The sequence below is a fragment of the Tardiphaga sp. 709 genome, from assembly GCF_032401055.1.
Classification (GTDB): domain Bacteria; phylum Pseudomonadota; class Alphaproteobacteria; order Rhizobiales; family Xanthobacteraceae; genus Tardiphaga.
This window is the reverse complement of sequence record NZ_CP135529.1, coordinates 3,570,205-3,588,548: the sequence shown is the minus strand read 5'-3', so window position 1 is coordinate 3,588,548 and position 18,344 is coordinate 3,570,205. Positions and strand designations below refer to the sequence as shown.

Annotated in this window: 15 protein-coding genes; 5 read left to right on the top strand and 10 right to left on the bottom strand. The window is 62.9% G+C overall.

Annotated features, from left to right (window positions below):
• Nucleotides 1-66: 66 nt before the first annotated feature.
• Nucleotides 67-672 (bottom strand): DUF2239 family protein, encoded by a 606-nt coding sequence (locus RSO67_RS17525; RefSeq protein ID WP_315839898.1) that lies wholly within the window; start codon nt 670-672, stop codon nt 67-69.
• Nucleotides 673-781: 109 nt separating this feature from the next.
• Between RSO67_RS17525 and RSO67_RS17520 the strand changes: the two genes are divergently transcribed.
• Nucleotides 782-1,447, top strand: a complete 666-nt coding sequence (locus RSO67_RS17520; protein WP_315839897.1) for a glutathione S-transferase — start codon at nt 782-784, stop codon at nt 1,445-1,447.
• On the opposite strand, the gene RSO67_RS17515 is transcribed toward RSO67_RS17520, so the two are convergent.
• The 3 genes from RSO67_RS17515 to ggt form a co-directional block, all read right to left on the bottom strand.
• Nucleotides 1,444-2,343, bottom strand: coding sequence for an amidohydrolase family protein (locus RSO67_RS17515; protein ID WP_315839896.1), 900 nt, complete (start codon nt 2,341-2,343; stop codon nt 1,444-1,446). The genes RSO67_RS17520 and RSO67_RS17515 overlap by 4 nt on opposite strands.
• On the bottom strand, nt 2,330-3,634 hold the full coding sequence (locus RSO67_RS17510) for an MFS transporter (RefSeq protein WP_315839895.1): 1,305 nt from the start codon (nt 3,632-3,634) through the stop codon (nt 2,330-2,332). Before RSO67_RS17510 ends, RSO67_RS17515 begins: the two co-directional genes overlap by 14 nt.
• An 81-nt stretch (nt 3,635-3,715) precedes the next feature.
• Nucleotides 3,716-5,461 (bottom strand): gamma-glutamyltransferase, encoded by a 1,746-nt coding sequence (gene ggt, locus RSO67_RS17505; RefSeq protein ID WP_315839894.1) that lies wholly within the window; start codon nt 5,459-5,461, stop codon nt 3,716-3,718.
• Between the two features lie 106 nt (nt 5,462-5,567).
• Between ggt and RSO67_RS17500 the strand changes: the two genes are divergently transcribed.
• Nucleotides 5,568-6,959: an MFS transporter gene (locus RSO67_RS17500; RefSeq protein WP_315839893.1), complete on the top strand. Its 1,392-nt coding sequence runs from the start codon at nt 5,568-5,570 to the stop codon at nt 6,957-6,959.
• A 12-nt stretch (nt 6,960-6,971) separates the two neighbouring features.
• Here the strand turns inward: RSO67_RS17500 and purH are convergent, their stop codons facing one another.
• From purH to RSO67_RS17485, 3 genes are all read right to left on the bottom strand, one after another.
• Nucleotides 6,972-8,564 (bottom strand): bifunctional phosphoribosylaminoimidazolecarboxamide formyltransferase/IMP cyclohydrolase, encoded by a 1,593-nt coding sequence (purH, locus tag RSO67_RS17495; RefSeq protein ID WP_315839892.1) that lies wholly within the window; start codon nt 8,562-8,564, stop codon nt 6,972-6,974.
• Between the two features lie 100 nt (nt 8,565-8,664).
• The gene (locus RSO67_RS17490; protein WP_315839891.1) at nt 8,665-10,356 is read right to left on the bottom strand and encodes a heparinase II/III family protein; all 1,692 of its coding nucleotides are present in this window, start codon (nt 10,354-10,356) and stop codon (nt 8,665-8,667) included.
• 183 nt (nt 10,357-10,539) lie between these two features.
• Nucleotides 10,540-11,880, bottom strand: coding sequence for an RsmB/NOP family class I SAM-dependent RNA methyltransferase (locus tag RSO67_RS17485; protein ID WP_315839890.1), 1,341 nt, complete (start codon nt 11,878-11,880; stop codon nt 10,540-10,542).
• 195 nt (nt 11,881-12,075) lie between these two features.
• Between RSO67_RS17485 and RSO67_RS17480 the strand changes: the two genes are divergently transcribed.
• On the top strand, nt 12,076-12,306 hold the full coding sequence (locus RSO67_RS17480; RefSeq protein ID WP_315844290.1) for a DUF1674 domain-containing protein: 231 nt from the start codon (nt 12,076-12,078) through the stop codon (nt 12,304-12,306).
• 102 nt (nt 12,307-12,408) lie between these two features.
• A complete protein-coding gene (locus RSO67_RS17475) occupies nt 12,409-12,924 on the top strand; it encodes a thermonuclease family protein (RefSeq protein WP_315839889.1) in 516 nt (171 codons plus the stop codon).
• Nucleotides 12,925-12,987: 63 nt separating this feature from the next.
• Here RSO67_RS17475 and RSO67_RS17470 read toward each other — a convergent pair whose 3' ends face one another.
• The 3 genes from RSO67_RS17470 to acs form a co-directional block, all read right to left on the bottom strand.
• Nucleotides 12,988-13,503 carry a L,D-transpeptidase gene (locus tag RSO67_RS17470; RefSeq protein WP_315839888.1) on the bottom strand — a complete coding sequence of 172 codons (516 nt, stop codon included), beginning with the start codon at nt 13,501-13,503 and terminating at the stop codon, nt 12,988-12,990.
• Nucleotides 13,504-13,776: 273 nt separating this feature from the next.
• Nucleotides 13,777-14,898, bottom strand: a complete 1,122-nt coding sequence (locus RSO67_RS17465; RefSeq protein ID WP_315839887.1) for a kelch repeat-containing protein — start codon at nt 14,896-14,898, stop codon at nt 13,777-13,779.
• 38 nt (nt 14,899-14,936) lie between these two features.
• The gene (acs, locus tag RSO67_RS17460; protein ID WP_315839886.1) at nt 14,937-16,886 is read right to left on the bottom strand and encodes an acetate--CoA ligase; all 1,950 of its coding nucleotides are present in this window, start codon (nt 16,884-16,886) and stop codon (nt 14,937-14,939) included.
• A gap of 351 nt (nt 16,887-17,237) precedes the next feature.
• Here acs and RSO67_RS17455 point away from each other — a divergent pair, with 351 nt between their 5' ends.
• Nucleotides 17,238-18,344: a DNA topoisomerase IB gene (locus RSO67_RS17455; protein WP_315839885.1), complete on the top strand. Its 1,107-nt coding sequence runs from the start codon at nt 17,238-17,240 to the stop codon at nt 18,342-18,344.

Genomic DNA, 18,344 nt, shown 5'->3' with positions numbered 1-18,344 from the left:
AGACATAACGGTCCGTTAGCGCGCGTTGATGCGCACGGTGTTGTGGTGGTCGATGGGGCCGGGCGATTAGGCCGGTGGGGCGGCGGCCTGATCACGAAATGCGAGTATTACGATGTGATCGCGGATATCGACTGGCCAATTCGCGATGAGTTCGGTGAAGCGCCGTCGATCGCCGGCAAACAGCGCGCGCGACGCTTCCTCGAAACCGGACCGGTCGCCCGCCATGGTCGACATGAAGTGATAGGCTGCATCGCGCGCGGCGCGTTGACGATCCCTGTCGCCACTCGCGCGGCGGGCATTTTCTACCAGCTTGCGTAGCGCGACTGAGGCACCGCCCGGCTGTGCGCCGAGCCAATCCCAGTGTCGCGGCAATAGCGTTATCTCGCGGGCGACGACGCCGAGCTTCGGCCGGCCACGGCCACGGGGCTCAGCGGGTGCGTTGGTTTCCGGCTCGATGGTTGTTGGCTGGGGCAGGCGAGCGACGATCTCGCGATGACTGCCGCGCAGATCGATATCGAGGGACTTGCCGGTGGCGTTGTCGAAAATGATGATCGGGTCGGCGATTGCGCCGGTCGCGATCTTGATTGCGATCGCCACCTCGGCCAATGGCCCAGAAGCCAGCAGCTTCGGGCCGGCAAAGGCGCTAAAGGGAGGAAAAGTCATTTCAGTCATGGGAATAAGCCCGTCTCACCATCAAGATCGACACTAATTATACCCGGATAATATATCTGTCAATATTACCCGGGCAATAATTAGGCGTGCCAGCCGGCAAAGGATCGCCATGCTCACTGTCCATCATCTCAATAACTCGCGCTCCCAGCGCGTCCTGTGGCTGCTCGAGGAGCTCGGCACCCCCTATGAGATCATCAGATATAACCGGCAGCCCAACATGCTGGCGCCGCCGGAGCTGCGGGCGATCCATCCGCTCGGCAAGTCGCCTGTCATCACCGACAATGGCAACACGATCGCCGAGTCCGGTGCGATCGTCGAATATCTCGTCAAGACCTATGGCAATGGCCGGTTGATCCCGGCCGCCAACACACCGGAGCGTCTGCGCTTCACTTACTGGCTGCACTATGCCGAGGGATCGGCGATGCCGCCGCTACTGTTGAAGCTCATCTTCATGATGCTGCCGAAGCGCGCGCCGCTACTGATGCGTCCGGTGGTCAATGCCATCGCCGCGAAAGCGCTGAACACGTTGGTGGATCCGCAGCTCAAACAGCATATGGCCTTCTGGGAAGGCGAACTGTCGAAGAGCGAATGGTTCGCCGGCAACGAATTCACCGCCGCCGATATCCAGATGAGCTTCCCGCTCGAAGCGGCCTCGGCGCGTGCTGGGCTCGAGCAAGGACATCCCAAGGCAATGGCGTGGCTCGCGAAGATCCACGCGCGGCCCGCCTATCAGCTTGCGCTGGAGAAGGGCGGGCCGTATTCGGTGGGGCGCTAGACCGCGGGGAAGCCGAACAGCTTCTGCGGATTGTTCGTGAGGATACGATTGCGCGTCGCCTCATCCGGCACCCACTCTACAAGCAGGTCGAGCAGCTCGCTCACGCCCATCATCGCGTCCCAGTTTGCCACATGCGGCCAGTCCGAGCCCCAGATGCAGCGATCCGGATTGGCGGCGACCAGCTTCTGCGCGAACGGAATCGTATCGCTATAGGGCGGCCCACCCTGGATGCTGGTGCGATAGGCGCCGGACAAACGCACCCATGCGCCGTCGTGCACGAGGCCGACCAGAGCGTCGAAGCCCGGATCGTTGATGCCGCGTGAGGTCGGGAAGTGTCCCATATGGTCAACGAGGAATGGCACCGGCAGTTTCGCAAAGCGTGAGGCGAGAGCCGGAATATCCTTGGCATCGATCAGGAATTGCAGATGCCAGCCCATCTCGCGGCAGAGCGACGCATAGTCCTCAAGCTGCGCGAAACCCATCCCGCCGCCATAAAGCACGTTGAGCCGGAGGCCGACGACGCCGGCTTCTTTCAGCGCGGCCTTCTCCTTCTCGGGGCAATCTAGTCCGATCACGGCGATGCCGCGCAGCCGCTGACGATTGGCGGTGAGTGCATCCACCAGCAAGCGATTGTCCGTGCCATGCACGCTGACTTGCGTCAGTACGCCGTAAGTCATGCCGGTTGCATCGAGCATCGATAGATAAGATGCCGCCGTGGCTTCCGGCGGCGTGCAGCTGCGCCCGGCGACGAACGGATAGTCCGGCGGCAAGCCGATCACATGGGCATGCGTATCAACGGCACCCCGCGGCACGGTGAACCGTGTCGCGCTGCGCTGGGTCGGCTGCGGCCCCGGGCAAGCCCGGGGTTCGCTCGATGATGAATCAGGCGTCTGCATAGAGAATACGTCCGCGGGTTTCAGGCAACGCATAGGCTGCAAGGAAGAACAGGCCGTAAGCCAGCACTGCGAAGATCGCGATGGCATTGCCGAGGCTGGTGGTATTGGACAGAGCGCCGACCAGGAACGGGAACAGAGCGCCGATGCCACGGCCGAAATTGTAGCAGAAGCCCTGACCAGATCCGCGCAGACGTGTTGGATAGAGCTCCGTGAGGAACGCGCCCATGCCGGAGAAGTAGCCCGACGCAAAGAAGCCGAGCGGGAAGCCGAGGATCCACAGCACTTCGTTGGTGAGCGTCACCTGTGTGTAGATCAGGATGACTGCGATGGCGCCGAGCGAGAAGGTCAGGAACAGGTTGCGGCGACCGATGCGGTCGGCGAGCCAGGCGCCGACGAGATAGCCGATGAAGGAGCCGACGATCAGCGCCGAGAGATAGCCGGTCGATGAGACGATCGACAGCTTGCGCTCGGTGGTGAGGAAGCGCGGCACCCAGAAGGTGATGGCGTAATAGCCACCCTGGCAACCGGTCGCAGCGAGCGACGCAAGGATCGTGGTCTTCAGCATCGGGCCGGCAAAGATTTCGCTGAGCTTGGGCCGATCGCCGCTGGCGTTCTGCCTGGCGCGGGTTTCCGCGGCGATGACCGGCTCTTCGACGTAGCGGCGCAGATACAGCACCAGCAAAGCCGGCAGTGCGCCGATGGCGAACATCCAGCGCCACGCCGTCTCTGGTGGGAGCCATGAGAACAGGACCGCTTGTGACAGCACGGCGAGACCCCAGCCGATTGCCCAGCCGGATTGCACCGAGCCAACAGCACGGCCGCGATATTGCGGACGGATGGCTTCGCCCATCAACACGGCGCCTGCGGCCCATTCACCGCCAAAGCCGATGCCGAGCAGCGCACGCGCCACCAGCAGCTGATCGAAGTTCTGCACGAAGGCACAGATCAGCGAGAAGAACGAGAACCAGAGGATTGTGAGCTGCAGCGTGCGGACGCGGCCGATACGGTCGGCAAGATAACCGCCGAGCCAGCCGCCGATGGCGGATGCGAGCAGTGTCACTGTGCCGGCGAGGCCGGCGGTGCCGGGATCGACCTTCCACATCACGATGATGGTGCCGATCACGAGCGGATAGATCATGAAATCCATGCCATCGAGCGCCCAGCCTGTGGCGCAGGCCCAGAATGTGCGGCGCTCCGGCGGATTCATGTCGCGATAGAAGGCCAGAAGGCTGGTGTCTTCGATTTCCGCGCGCTCAATGGCGCCGGGATCGGTTGGTCGGTTGCCGCTCATGATTGTTTCCCCCGTTAGTCGTCTTGGTTCGGGGGGCGCTCACCCGTGCGCCCCTGAGGGCGCCGGATATGTCATTGGACGTCAGTACCCAGATGCCTCAGCGCCACGCGTACGCGGATCAGGGGCGCCAAGCAAGCCGTCTGGCGTCACCAGAATAGAATTGGCCGAAGTCTGGCCCATCGGCTCGATCACCTTGTGGCCCATGGCACGCAGGGCATTGAGGGCCTCTTCGCTGAAGCCGCGTTCGATGCGCACTTCATCAGGCAGCCACTGGTGATGCAGGCGAGAGGTCGCGACGGCCGACATCACATCCATTCTGTAGTCGATCACATTGACGATCACCTGTAGCACCGTCGAGATGATGCGGCTGCCGCCGGGCGACCCGGTGACGAGCACCGGCTTGCCGTCCTTCAGCACGATGGTCGGCGACATCGATGACAGCGGGCGCTTGCCGGGACCGGGCAGGTTGGCTTCGAAGCCGACAAGTCCATAGGCATTGGATGCACCGGGTGCGGCGGTAAAGTCATCGAGCTCGTTGTTGAGCAATACGCCGGTGCCATCGGCGATCAGGCCGACGCCATAGCTGAAGTTCAGCGTGTAAGTGTTGCTCACTGCGTTGCCGGCACTGTCGACCACCGAATAGTGGGTCGTATTCTGTCCTTCGCGCGGCGGTACGGCCGAGAGGGCATCGGTCCACGGCGTTGCCTTGCTGGGATCGATCGAGGCGCGCTGCCCGGCGGCGTAGTCCTTGGAAGTCAGCGTCGTGATCGGCGCGTTGACAAAAGCGGGATCGCCCAGATAGCGCGCGCGATCCGCATAAGCACGCTTCATGGCCTCGACCAGCAGATGCAGCGACGGTGCGGAGGCTTGCCGCATCTCACCGATCGGAAAGCCTTCGAGAATATTCAGTGTCTCCAGCAACACCGTTCCGCCGGATGATGGCAGCGGCATTGAGATGACGTCATAGCCGCGGTAGCTGCCGCGGACCGGCGTGCGAACCACGGGCTGATAGGTCTTGAGATCGTCTGCCGTGAAGATGCCGCCTGCTGCATTGATGCCGCTGACCAGCTTCTCGGCAACGGGGCCTTCATAGAAGCCGCGCGGTCCCTGTGCGGCAATCGCCGTGAGCGTTGTTGCGAGGTCTGTCTGGATCAACCGGTCGCCCTCGCGCAGCGAGGTGCCGTCATCACGCGAAAAGATCTTCTTTGTCGCGGGCCAGCGCACCAGGCGCCGGTGCCAATCCGGCAGTGTATCCGCACCATCGTCAGTCAGGATGAAGCCGTCGCGCGCCAGCGCAATCGCGGGCTGTAACAGATCCGACAACGTGAACTTGCCCGAGCCGTATTTCTCCAGCGCCAGCGCAAGTCCTGCGACCGTGCCGGGGATGCCGATGCCCAAAGCGGAATCGCGGGATTTCGCGGTGTCCGGTTTGCCGTCGCTGCCGAGAAACATGTTGCGGGTGGCGGCGGCCGGCGCGGTCTCGCGATAGTCGATGGTGACGTCTTCGCCGGAGGCTGTGTGGATCACCATGAAACCACCACCGCCGATATTACCGGCGCGCGGATAGGTAACAGCCATGGCGAAACCGCTCGCAACAGCCGCATCGATCGCATTGCCACCGCGCGCCATGACATCCGCGCCCACCTTGGCGGAGATCTTCTCCTGGGCGACGACCATGCCATGCTTGGCCGCGATGGGTTTGAGCGTGCCTGACGGTGCGGGGGTATAGATGTCGCGCGCCTGCTGCGCGTTTGTCGATGCCGGGACGACGAGTATAAATGCGAGTGCTGCGACGCACGTACAACGCAGGAAAGCAAACAGTGCCATCGATCACTCCGGCTGACAGCGGACATGATCGCATCGCCGTCTCGAATGCTATATGGCTTGTGAAACGTTCGAGACAACACTCTGTGATTCGCGGGGGATACCACGCATGGCGGTCGCCGCCGCTTCATCAGCCTCTGTGACAGCGGCGCCAAAGACCTACCCACCGCGCTCTGCGGTGATCAGCTGGATGTTTTTCGACTGGGCGGCCCAGCCTTACTTCAGTCTCATCACCACCTTTGTCTTCGCGCCCTATTTCGCCACGCGCGTGGCATCCGATGCGGCCACCGGACAATCGCTGTGGGGCTTCGCCACCGCTGCGGCCGGGGTGATCATCGCGCTGGCATCGCCGATGCTTGGCGCGATTGCCGATGCGAGCGGCCGCCGCAAGCCGTGGATCGCAAGTTTTGGCGCGATCTTCGTGGTCGGCGCCTGCATCATGTGGATCGGCAAGCCCGGCGATCCCGCCATCATCCTGCCGCTGCTGATTGCCTATGGCTTGGCGACTATCGGCGTGGAATTTGCCACCGTGTTCAATAATGCGATGATGCCGACGCTGGTGCCGCCGGATAAAATCGGTCGCCTGTCCGGCTCGGGCTGGGCGCTCGGCTATGTCGGAGGTATCCTCAGCCTGATCATCGTACTCGGCTTCATGGCTGCGAACCCGACCACGGGGCGCACATTGTTCGGCCTAGTCCCGATTCTCGGTCTCGATCCCGCGACCTTCGAAGGCGATCGTATTTCGGCACCTCTGTCGGGATTGTGGTTCGTCGTCTTCGTGTTGCCGATGTTTCTGCTGACGCCCGACTTTCCCGCGAAGGTCTCTGCGCGGAGCGCCGTGCGGGAGGGTCTCGCCGATCTCAAGCACACGCTCGCTGAATTGCCGAAGCATCGTTCGATGATGGCATTCCTGATTGCCAACATGATCTACACCGACGGGCTCGTATCGCTGTTCGCCTTCGGTGGCATCTATGCGGCAGGCACATTTGGTTGGAATACGATTCAGATCGGCACATTCGGTATCATCCTAGCCATTGCCGGAACGTTCGGCGCCTTCATTGGCGGAAAACTCGACGATGCGTTCGGACCGAAGCGTGTGATCACCGGCAGCATCCTGCTGCTGCTGACCTCGATCATCGCGATCCTGCTGATTGATCGCGAAACCATCTTCTTCATCAAGGTCACGCCGCCGGTGCCAGGTGGCGGTCTGTTCGCGGCGCCTGCGGAGAAGGCATATCTCGCGCTCGGTTGCCTGATCGGCATGGCGGGTGGTCCGCTGCAGGCGGCATCGCGCACGCTGTTGATCCGGCTGGCACCGCAGGACCGCATCGCGCAGTTCTTCGGCCTGTTCGCGCTGACCGGAAAGGTGACGTCCTTCATGGGGCCGTTGCTGATCGGCCTCGTTACCGCAGTCACGGCCAGCCAGAAGGCTGGCATGGCAGTGCTGGTGCTGTTCTTCGTCGGAGGCCTCGGTCTGCTCGCACGCGTGCGGGAAGCCTGAGCCTCGAAAGCCTCAGTGCTTGAAGTGGCGGACGCCGGTGAACACCATGGCGATCCCGGCGTCATCTGCCGCCTTGATCACTTCATCGTCGCGCACCGAACCGCCGGGCTGGATCACCGCAGTGGCTCCGGCCTCGATGGCAACGAGCAAGCCGTCAGCGAACGGGAAGAACGCGTCTGACGCGACCACCGACCCCTTGGTCATCGGTTGTGCGAGCTTCATCTCGATCGCCGCATCCTGCGCCTTGCGGGCGGCGATGCGCGCGGAATCGATGCGGCTCATCTGGCCGGCGCCGATGCCGACGGTGGCGAGGTCCTTGGCGTAGACGATGGTGTTTGACTTGATGTGCTTGGCTACGCGAAACGCGAATTTGAGATCGCGCAGTTCGGCGTCGGTCGGCTGACGCTTGGTCACGGCCTTCAGCGCCATGTCATCGACAACAGCATTGTCGCGGCTCTGGATCAGCATGCCGCCAGCCACGGTCTTGGCCGTGAAGCCCGGCGCGCGCGGATCTGGCAGCGCGCCTGCCAGCAGCAGACGCAAGGTCTTCTTGGCAGCAACGATGGCGATGGCTTCCTCGGTGGCGTCAGGTGCCACGATGACCTCGGTGAAGATCTCGGTGATGACGCGCGCGGTGTCTGCATCGAGCGTCTTGTTCAGCGCAACGATGCCGCCGAATGCCGAGGTGGAATCGCAGGCCAGTGCCTTGCGATAGGCCTCAACCAGGCTGCTGCCTTCGGCGACGCCGCAGGGATTGGCGTGCTTGACGATGACACAGGCCGCGGTGCGCTTCGGATCGAACTCGGCGATGCATTCATAGGCCGCATCGGTGTCGTTGATATTGTTATAGGACAGTTGCTTGCCCTGTACCTGCCGCGCCGAGGATACGCCGGGGCGCAGTTCGGGTGTGCGATAGAATGCAGCGGTCTGGTGCGGGTTCTCGCCGTAACGCAGCGCTTCGACCAGTTTGCCGCCGACGGCACGGAAATCCGGTGCGGTGATCTTCAACTGATCGGCAAACCAGTTCGAGATCGCGGCGTCATAGGCCGCAGTGCGGGCATAAGCCTTGGCTGCCAGACGGCGGCGCAGCGTCAGCGTGGTCGCGCCCTTGTTGGTGGCGAGTTCGTCGAGCACCGACTGATAATCGGAGGGCTCAACCACGACGGTGACGTCGTCATGGTTCTTGGAGGCCGCGCGGATCATTGCCGGACCGCCGATATCGATATTCTCGATACAATCCTCATAGGACGCGTTCTTCGCGACGGTCTCCTCGAACGGGTAGAGGTTCACGACGAGCAGATCGATCTGCGAAATTCCGTGATCCTTCATCGCCTTGGCGTGTTCGGCATTGTCGCGGATCGCGAGCAGGCCACCATGGACCTTAGGGTGCAACGTCTTGACCCGGCCATCCATCATTTCCGGGAAGCCGGTGAGGTCGGACACGTCCGAGACCTTCAGGCCCGCCGCAGCGATCGCCTTGGCGGTACCGCCGGTGGAAACGAGGTCGATGCCGTGAGCGGACAGCGCGCGTGCAAATTCGATCAGCCCGGACTTATCGGAAACGGACAATAGAGCGCGAGTAACCTTGCGCGGATGGTCGGTCATGATGCGTATCCCGTGGGAGAAGGACGCCGCGTAGCATGGTTTCGCGGTGCAAGAAACCGCAAGGGCTTGCATGCCAGCAATTTCGTCGGGAAGGCCTGATTTACAACGGCAATTCCGGCTCACGGCGGGCATTGCGGCGGGCCGTAGTCTGCGACGGCGAGGAGGCCGATCGGGCAAAACTCCAGCGGATGCTGGAGGTCTGCTGGGCGTTCTGGTGGATCACGATCTGGGCGGTTCGCCGGGGCCCGTCATTGCCGGCCAGGAACACGCTGTCTTCGAGCTCGACCTTGTCGTCGAGCGCTTCGAAGGTCCAGACGTCACGGTTCGGCAATACCAGCATGACGCCGCGGGCGTCGCTGAGCCGGCTGGCCTTTACCGACGGGTGCAGATGGAAGCGCAAGGCGTAGTCGGTATTACTGCCTTTCAGCCGCGCGCCGGGCGCCGCCGCGACGATGTCCTCGCCCTCGAGTTTCGAACCGTCCTCGGAGATCATCAACACGCGCCGATGGGTGACGCCAAAACGCGGGTGGTAGCCGTCATGCGAGGTGGTCAGGATGGTGCCGTTCGAGGTGATCTCGCGATAGCTCTCCACCACATGCGGACCGTTGACGATCGGTGCGCCCTGCAGAAACTTCTTCATCGCGCTGCGTTCGACGAACTGGCACGACGAGGTGTTGTGATAGGTCATCGTCGAATGCGCCGGCGTGCCCCGCGCGAAAGCGCGCCAATTGTCGCGACCCGTCGAGGGCATGCCGCAATTGATGACGATGCGGCTCGGGCCGGACGACAGTTCGAACGACAACGTACCGGCATGGGCGTCGTGGCTCACACTGGACGGTGGTGGCGGGCCGGTGTCGATGATCACGGTCATCTGACCGGCCTCGAGACGCTGGAAGCCGGTATGCGGCATATGCGCCATCGGCACGCCATGCGTGTCGTCATAGGCCAGCAGCGTCGCCAGCAGATGCGATGGCGCATTGCTCATACCGTTGAACAGTGCGAACGAGCCGTCGCCATGACGGAAGAATCGCAGCATCGGCATCATGCGATCGATCGCATTCAGTAGCGCCGGCGGTGGCGCGATGTTGCGGGCAGCAAAGGTCTGCCGCAGTGGCAGCAGATCGATCAGCAATTCGATCAGCGCGCCGGGGTTGCGCGAGATATGTCCGCCATCGGGCAGGATCTGGCGCTGCAATTCGTCGGAGAGTTTGCGTGTGGCGGTACGGATGTGGCGCGCCTGATTGGCGAGACATAGCGAGGCGTAGCACAGCGCGATCAGCACCTGCAGCTTCGGTACGCCGTCGGGAGCGTGAGACAGCGCGTAGCGTAGCGAGCGAATCTCGCGGCTGAGCGAGCGCAGATAGCGGCGATAGAATTTGCCGTCGGTATCGCCGAGTACCAGTGGTGCCTGCGATAGCAGCGAGATCACACGGCGGGCGATGACGTCGGCGCGGCGTCCGACCGGGCGCTTGCGCGACGTATTCGACATCCAGTCGTCGATCAGCGAGCGCGCATTGGCGCGGGTGATAGCGGTGTCGGCGGCGCGCAGATGGCGGAGCCAGCCGAAGCCGAGCAGTGAAACTTCCCAGTCTTCCGATGGCGGCTCCAGATCGAAGATCGAGCGACCGTGGCAGGTGACAATCTTGCCGGCGAAGACGAAACGCCCGGCATAGATTTCGGCGGCGCGGGTGGCGTCGGTGGTGCGGAGGTCATGCGGTGCGATGATCAGGCGATCGGTGCGTCCGGGCCAGATCCGGGCCAGCGCTGCCGATCCGCCAGACGCGCGCGACATTGCGCTCCGCGCGAAGCGGCCGAGGATCAGCCCCGAGATACGTCTGCGATGTGCGACCACGCGCGCCTTGAACTGGAAGAGAAAGGGTTGTTGCGAATCCTTTTAGCCGGAAACGCGATCCGCACACAGTACAAGGAAGCCCCCTGTGGAAGCCTCGCGAATCGGGAGATTACTCTGTGAATATCAGGATTTAATGAGTCGCGCCGCATAGAAGCCATCGAGCCCGCCAAGCCGGGGGTCGGCATGGGGCAGATGGCTCGGCAGAGTGCGCAGATCGCCATCGGGGGTGACGATCTCGGCAAGACCGGCCACTTCGCTGGCATCGGCCGGGGCGCGGCGCATGCTGGAGTCCTTGGCCAGCAGGTCGGCGATGGCCTGTTCGCCTTCTTCGGGCTCCAGCGAACAGGTGCAATAGACCAGGGTTCCGCCGGGCTTCAGGATGGAGGCGGCCTTCTGTAGCAGGCGCCGTTGCAGCGCGGTCAGCATGACGATGTCGGAGTCTTGCTTGAGCCAGGCGACATCGGGGTGTCGCCGGATGGTGCCGGTGGACGAGCAGGGCGCGTCCAGCAACACGCCGTCAAAACCCTCGCCGGGATATTCGGTGCCGTCGACGACGACGGTTTCGGCCTCGAGCGACAGCCGCGCCAGATTTTCGCGCAGCCGCGCCACACGGTTCGGCGAGCGGTCGATAGCAGTGACCTGTGCGCCGCCCTGGACCAATTGCGCAGTCTTGCCGCCCGGCGCGGCGCAGAGATCGACGATGCGTTTGCCCTTGAGGTCGCCGAACAGTCGTGCCGGCAGTGCCGCCGCGGCGTCCTGCACCCACCACTGGCCGTCATCGAAGCCGGGCAGCATAGTCACCGAGCCCTGCAGCAAGGTTCGGACGGAACCGGTTGGAAGCACTTCGCCGTGCAGGCGCGTGGCCCAGGCATCGGCTTCGGATTTGACGGTGAGATCGAGCGACGGCTCATGGCTCAGCGCCACGGCCATTTCCTTCGCGGCCGTCTCGCCGTAATGCGCCGTCCAGCGCGCCATCAGCCATGGCGGGATGTCGAGAGTCTGAGCGGCCACTTCGTCGATCAGCGGCTGGCCTTCTCGCGCGCAGCGCCGCAATACGGCATTGACCAGCCCGGCATATTTCGCAGCCTTACGGTCGGATTGCACCATGCGGACCGACAGGTCGACGGCGGCGTGATCCGGTACGTCCATCCAGAGGATCTGGGCAGCGCCGATCAGGAGCGCGCTTTGCGCGCGCGGTGCATCTGTTGGAACACCGCGGTCGAGCAGGCGGGAGAGGATGTGCCCGAGCGTGCCGAGCCGGCGAAGGATCGTCGCAACCAGACGGCGCATCAGCGCGCGGTCGCGGTCAGACAGTGTTTTCAGGCCGGGATGGGCGGCCGCACCTTCGAGCTGGTCGTCGAGGGTCCGGTGCTTGTGCAAGACGCCGTCGAGAATATCCGCCGCAATCCGTCGCGCGGCGAGGCCGGGGACCTCGGTTGGCGGTGCGTATCTTACTTGCGACATACAAAAACATCACGACTGAGGGCGGGCAATGGCGCGGGCAGGCTCAGCATGCGGCCATTGGATGGGAGCGATTCTGTCGCATGCGAATATGCCAAATGTAAGAATCGCCCTTATATGCTCACAGTCGAACAGCAACTGTTCGACATTGATTTATGTAACGCGTGCCGCCCTTGCCGGTTCAGCAGGAAACCTGAGATGAACGACATTCCTTCCGAGTCCGCAACGTCTTTGCCGGAGGCTGAGCCGGCACCGAAGAAAGTTTTGACGCCCGCCGCGCAGCGCGCGCTGGCCGAGGCAGAAGAACGCCGGGCCGCGACAGCAGCAGCAAAGACTGCGGCGAAAGCGAAAGAGTTTCAGGGACCTGAAGGTCCTGAGCCGACGCGCTTTGGCGACTGGGAGCGCAAGGGTATTGCGTCCGACTTCTAGCCGTCGCGCCAGATTCTTCTGGCCGGCTGTTTCGACTCACATTATCGCAGGACGATGACCCCAGCATCACGCATTCATCGTGCGTCGCCGTGGCGATCCCGCATGTCCGCGGCGATGCCGTGGGTATTCGTGCTCGGCCTGGCCGCCGGCACCATGCTGCCCATCAAGCGCTGGCTGCCGTTCCTGCCCGGTGCGGATCAGACCGAGGCCGCCCGCGATTCCGAGGCGATCGTCAGGCGCGCCGGCAATGCTGAGGCTCGCTATCCGATCGAGATGCGCTATGCCATCGACGGCGATACTTTTGGCGCGCGCGTTCATCTTGGCTCGGGTGAAGACGTCAGCGTGCGCATTCGCTTGCGGGGCATCGATGCGCCGGAGCTGAAGGGGCAATGTGCGCGCGAGATTCAGAAAGCAGAAACCGCGACGACCGCACTGACCAAGTTGCTCGGCGAGGGAAGCCTCACGATCTACAATATCGGGCCTGACAAATATCCCGGCCGCGTGGTCGCCGATGTCGCGACCAGGCAAACGCCCAACGTGTCTGCAGCAATGCTCAACGCAGGGCACGCGCGCCCGTATGGTGGCGGTCATCGCAACGGCTGGTGCGATAGCCGCTGAGATCAGCAAAATAAAAAGCCGCGCATCATGCGCGGCTTTTTAGAATAACGAAGCTGCCAGTGATCAGCGCTGGGTAACGATGACCGGCGTGCCGACCGAGACGCGCGAATAGAGGTCGGTGATGTCTTCATTGTACATGCGCACGCAACCGTAAGAGACATAGCCGCCGATCGAATTGGGACGGTTGGTGCCGTGGATGGCATATTCGCCGCCGGCGAGGGTCATCGCAGCAACGCCCATCGGATTGGCTGGCGAGCCGCCCGCAATCACGTCCGGGATGTTCGGATTGTCACGCTTGACGTCGGCGGGCGGAGCCCAGGCCGGCTGGCGGTACTTGCCGTCGATCTTGGTGGCGCCGGCCCACTGTTTGCCGGGCTTGCCGACGCCGACGGGATAGCGCACGGCCTGACCCTGTTCGAGCACGAGATACAGCTTACGCTCATTGGTCTTTACGACGATGGTGCCGGGGGCATAGTCGCCGTGGAAGCCGACCACATTGGGCGCTGCCTGCGCGGTGGGGGACATCAGGGCGCCAATGACAATGGTGGCTGCCAGCGCGCTAGCAATCTTCAAGGACATCGATCTCTCCAGTTCGGCCCGGCCGGTAGCGGCCGACGAGGTCGTGCCGCCTCTCAAGGCGACGAAAACAATTGCACACGGGAAATTCTCAACCAGTCGCGTAAACAACCGGTCTCTGCCAGCGCGGGGGAGTGCGCCAACGAGCGCTTAAAAAGGAAATCCGCTGAACAAAGTAAATGCCCGGAAAACAACACTCGCTCTAAATTGGCCGCGGGTGGCCATCTGCCCCTGACAATCGCGTGAGGGCAGCCAGATGCGATGCGTTGGAGGTCACTAGGCCAGCGTAAAGGCCTCATGGACGGCGGATTGTACCGCGCCGCCGAGGACAGCGCCGCCGCCAGCCACATAGATCCAGTCACCAATAACTGTGGCGCCGACCGCATGGCGCGGGGTAAGCATCGGCGCGTGGCTCTGCCAGGTGTCGGAGGCCGGGTCGTAGCTTTCCATCTGTCCGTACACCTTGCCCTGGGTGAGCTGGCCGTTCTGCACCACGCCGGATTCGCCGCCCATCGCGAAGAGCCGGTCGCGATACACGACAAGGCCATGGCCCGAACGGATCGTCGGCAGTGCGGCGCGCAGCTCCCATGTGTCGCGCTCGGGCAGATACACATGGTGCAGATCGGTATTGTACTCGAACGTATTGAAACGCCCGCCGATCACATGGATCACGCCGCGCGTGGCGACGCAGCCGACATGGTCGCGCGCACCGGGCAGTGCCTTGCGGGTCTCCCATTTGTCGGTCTTGGGATCATAGACTTCGTGCCAACTGACACTGGCGCGCTCAGCCGCCGGTTCCGACGCGCCGCCGATCAGATGGATTTTGCCGTTCAGCGCAACGGCAGCGCCGGCACCGCGTGGTCGCGGCAAGGGCGCGATCGTATCCCAGCGATTGGCAGCGACATCATAGGCATACGCGTTCTGGTCCGAGCCGCGGTTCTGCTGCATGAAACCGCCGAGCGCATAGACGCGTCCGGCATCGGCAGCGACCGAGACATGGTTGGCGCCGCGCGGCAGGGGCGCTGCGTCGAGCCACTGATCTGAAGCGGGATCGTAGACGTGGTGATAGGGGCGGTCGACGCGGCCTTCGCCATAGCCACCGACGATATGCATGCGATCGGCCCACGATGTCGCCCAGGCCATTTCGCTACGGGGAAGTGGGAGCGCCGCGCGCGACACCCACTTGCCCTGAGGTCCCTTCGGCGCCGGACTCTCCGTGACGCGCTGCGCTTCCTGCTCAGGCGTCATGTGATGCGGTATGCCGCCTTGCAGTTTGGTGTAGGGTTCTTTCGACGACGGCGCCGCGGGCAATGCCGGATGACCAGCGTGCTGCGCGCGGGCGGAAACTCCGCCCGTAACAACTGCAGCACTTCCCAACACGAATGACCGACGATCCACCACATCACTCCGTGTTTGCCGATAGATTGGGCGAGTGGTTACGCCCCCGGCTTCTTGTTCTGCCGATGCTCGACGAGGTCGGTGACCACAGCGGGGTCCGCCAGTGTCGATGTATCACCCAGAGATGACGGTTCATCCTCCGCGATCTTGCGCAGGATGCGGCGCATGATCTTGCCGGAGCGGGTCTTCGGCAGGCCCGGCGCGAACTGGATCAGATCGGGCGAGGCGATCGGGCCGATGTCCTTGCGGACCCAGGCCACCAGCTCCTTGCGCAGCTCTTCCGTCGGCTCGACGCCGTTCATCAGCGTGACATAAGCGTAGATGCCCTGGCCCTTGATATCGTGCGGATAGCCGACCACGGCGGCTTCCGACACTTTCTCATGTGCGACCAGCGACGATTCCACTTCCGCAGTGCCCATGCGGTGGCCGGAGACATTGATGACGTCGTCGACGCGGCCGGTGATCCAGTAATAGCCGTCGGCATCGCGGCGGCAGCCGTCGCCGGTGAAGTACTTGTTCTTGTAGGTCGAGAAATAGGTCTGTTCGAAACGGGCGTGATCGCCATAGACCGTCCGCATCTGGCCAGGCCATGACTTGGCAATGCAGAGATTGCCCGAGGTCTCGCCCTCCAGCACCTTGCCGTCGGCATCGACGATCTCGGGGACGACACCAAAGAACGGTCGCGTCGCCGAGCCGGGCTTCAGCTTGGTGGCGCCGGGCAACGGCGTGATGAGAATGCCGCCCGTCTCGGTCTGCCACCAGGTATCGACGATCGGCGCGCGCGCCTCGCCGACCACGTGATAGTACCACTCCCAGGCTTCCGGATTGATCGGCTCGCCGACCGAGCCCAGCAGGCGCAGGCTCTTGCGCGAGGTCTTTTTCACCGGCTCGTCGCCGGCCTGCATCAGCGCGCGGATTGCAGTCGGCGCGGTGTAGAAGATGTTGACCTTGTGCTTGTCGATGACTTCCCAGAAGCGCGACATCGACGGATAGTTCGGCACGCCTTCGAACATCAGCGTGGTCGCGCCGTTGGCCAGCGGCCCGTAGAGAATGTAGCTGTGACCAGTCACCCAGCCGACGTCGGCGGTGCACCAGTAGATATCACCCTCGTGATAGTCGAACACATATTGATGCGTCATCGAGGCGAACAGCAGATAGCCGCCGGTGGTGTGCAACACGCCCTTGGGCTGGCCGGTGGAGCCCGACGTGTAGAGGATGAACAGCGGATCTTCCGCATTCATCGGCTCGCAGGGGCATTCGGTGGTGACGACTTCGGCGGCTTCGCGGTACCAAAAGTCACGGGCGGGATCCATATTCACCGGTGTGCCGGTGTGCTTGACGACGACGACCCAGTCGACACCGCCGGCCTTGGCGACCGCGGCATCGACATTGTTCTTCAGCGGCACCTTCTTGCCGCCGCGCAGGCCTTCATCGGCGGTGATGATGATCTTCGACTGGCAGTCAGTGATGCGCTGCGCCAGCGAGTCCGGTGAGAAGCCGGCGAAGACGACAGAGTGGATCGCGCCGATACGCGCGCAGGCGAGCATCGCGTAGGCCGCTTCCGGAATCATCGGCAGATAGATGGTGACGCGGTCGCCCTTGCCGACGTTGCGGTTGCGCAACACGTTGGCCATCTTGCAGACTTCGTCATGCAGCTCCTGATAGCTGATGTGTCTCGACTGCGAGGGGTCGTCGCCTTCCCAGATGATCGCCGTCTGATTGGCGCGCTTCGGCAAATGGCGGTCGATGCAATTATAGGCGGCGTTCAATACGCCATCCTCGAACCACTTGATCGAGATCTTGCCTGGGGCAAAGGACGTGTTTTCGATCTTGGTGGGGGCGTGGCTCCAGTTGAGGCGCTTGGCCTGCTCGGCCCAGAAGCCGTTGGAATCGCTGATCGAGCGTGCATACATCTCGTTGTATTTCGCGTCATCGACGAAGGCACGCGTCGTCCACTCAGCCGGTACGTCGTAAATCTTGTCGGACATCGTCCCCTCCACCACCGTGCGACCGCTGCGCGAATTCGCCGCCAGCCGGTTCTCGTTGCGCGCAATATGCGCCGGCGCGAGATAGCTGGACAAGCGGGGCCGGACTAGACCTTTGGTCGGTCCGCAAGGTCGCAGCCCCGATCACGTTCGCGTTTTGACGGCCCCGAAATTTCATCATAAAGCCAATTCGGGCGCTAAACGGTAACCAGTAACCGAAATTGCGTGCCTGTGGACTCGCAATAGTTGCGGGAAGCCCCTAAATCGCCCTCGCAGGGACGGCCAAGCGGCCCGGAACCAAAAATCAATAAACGGCATTAGCAGAGACACAGGGCCGACGAGGCAGATAACACTATGATGGAACAGCAGAATTTCGCGCCTTCCCGGGCCGTTTCCGCCCGTTCCGTCGCGCGGCCAGGCCGTATGGCCAAGCCCAGCCCCGCGAGTGTGGAGGTTTTGGCCCGTGAAATGGGCCTGAAGCTTGGAGATCAGTCTGAGCTGACGATCCGCCGGCTTAAGCGCGGAAAATCTTATTCCTTCGTCAGGGCCAACGGCACCCCGATCAAACATATCGGCACGATCAAGCGGCTGAACTCCATGGCGGTGCCCCCGGCCTATGCCGAGGTTCGCTATGCCGTTGATCCTACGTCGCATTTGCAGGCCGTAGGCCGCGACGCGGCCGGCCGGCTGCAATACCGCTATCACTCGGATTGGGAGAAGGTCCGCGAGCAACGCAAGGCGCATCGGCTGGCGAAGCTGGTTGCGGCACTGCCGAAGATCCGCCGCAACGTTTCGGCGCTTTTGGCTGGTGACGAGCCGACGCGTGAGTTCGCGCTCGCCGCTGTCATCGAACTCGTCACGCGCACCGCGATCCGTGCCGGCAATGAGAGCTATATGAAGCTGTCAGGCACTCGCGGCGCTACAACGCTGATGAAGTCGAACGTCCAGCTCGAAGACGATTGCATCGTGCTCACCTTCAAGGCTAAGGGCGGCAAAGCAGTGCGCAAGGAGTCCAACGCGTCGAAGCTCGTCCGCGCGATTGGTATTCTGCACGACGTGCCGGGCAAGCGCCTGTTTCAGTATCGCGACAACGCCGGCCGCATTCACAAGGTCAACACGGCGGCCGTGAACGCATTCTTGCGCGATATTGCCGGCATCAAGATTTCACTGAAGGATTTTCGCACTCTGATGGCTTCGGCCACGGTAGTCGAAACGCTGTCGCGGATCGAGCCGGCAGCGAGCGTGCGCGGTCGCAAGAAGCAAGTGCTCGACGCCGTGCGTTCGGCGGCGAACGAGTTGCAAAACACGGCGGCGATCTGCCGCAAGAGCTATGTGCACGACACCATCGTTACGGCCTTCGAGGACGGTGTCCTCGCCCGCATCGCCGCGACGCAGACAGGCTATCGCTCGCAATCGAAGCGCGAGCAGCTTCTGGCGCAGGTGGTGGCAGAGGCGGGTTGA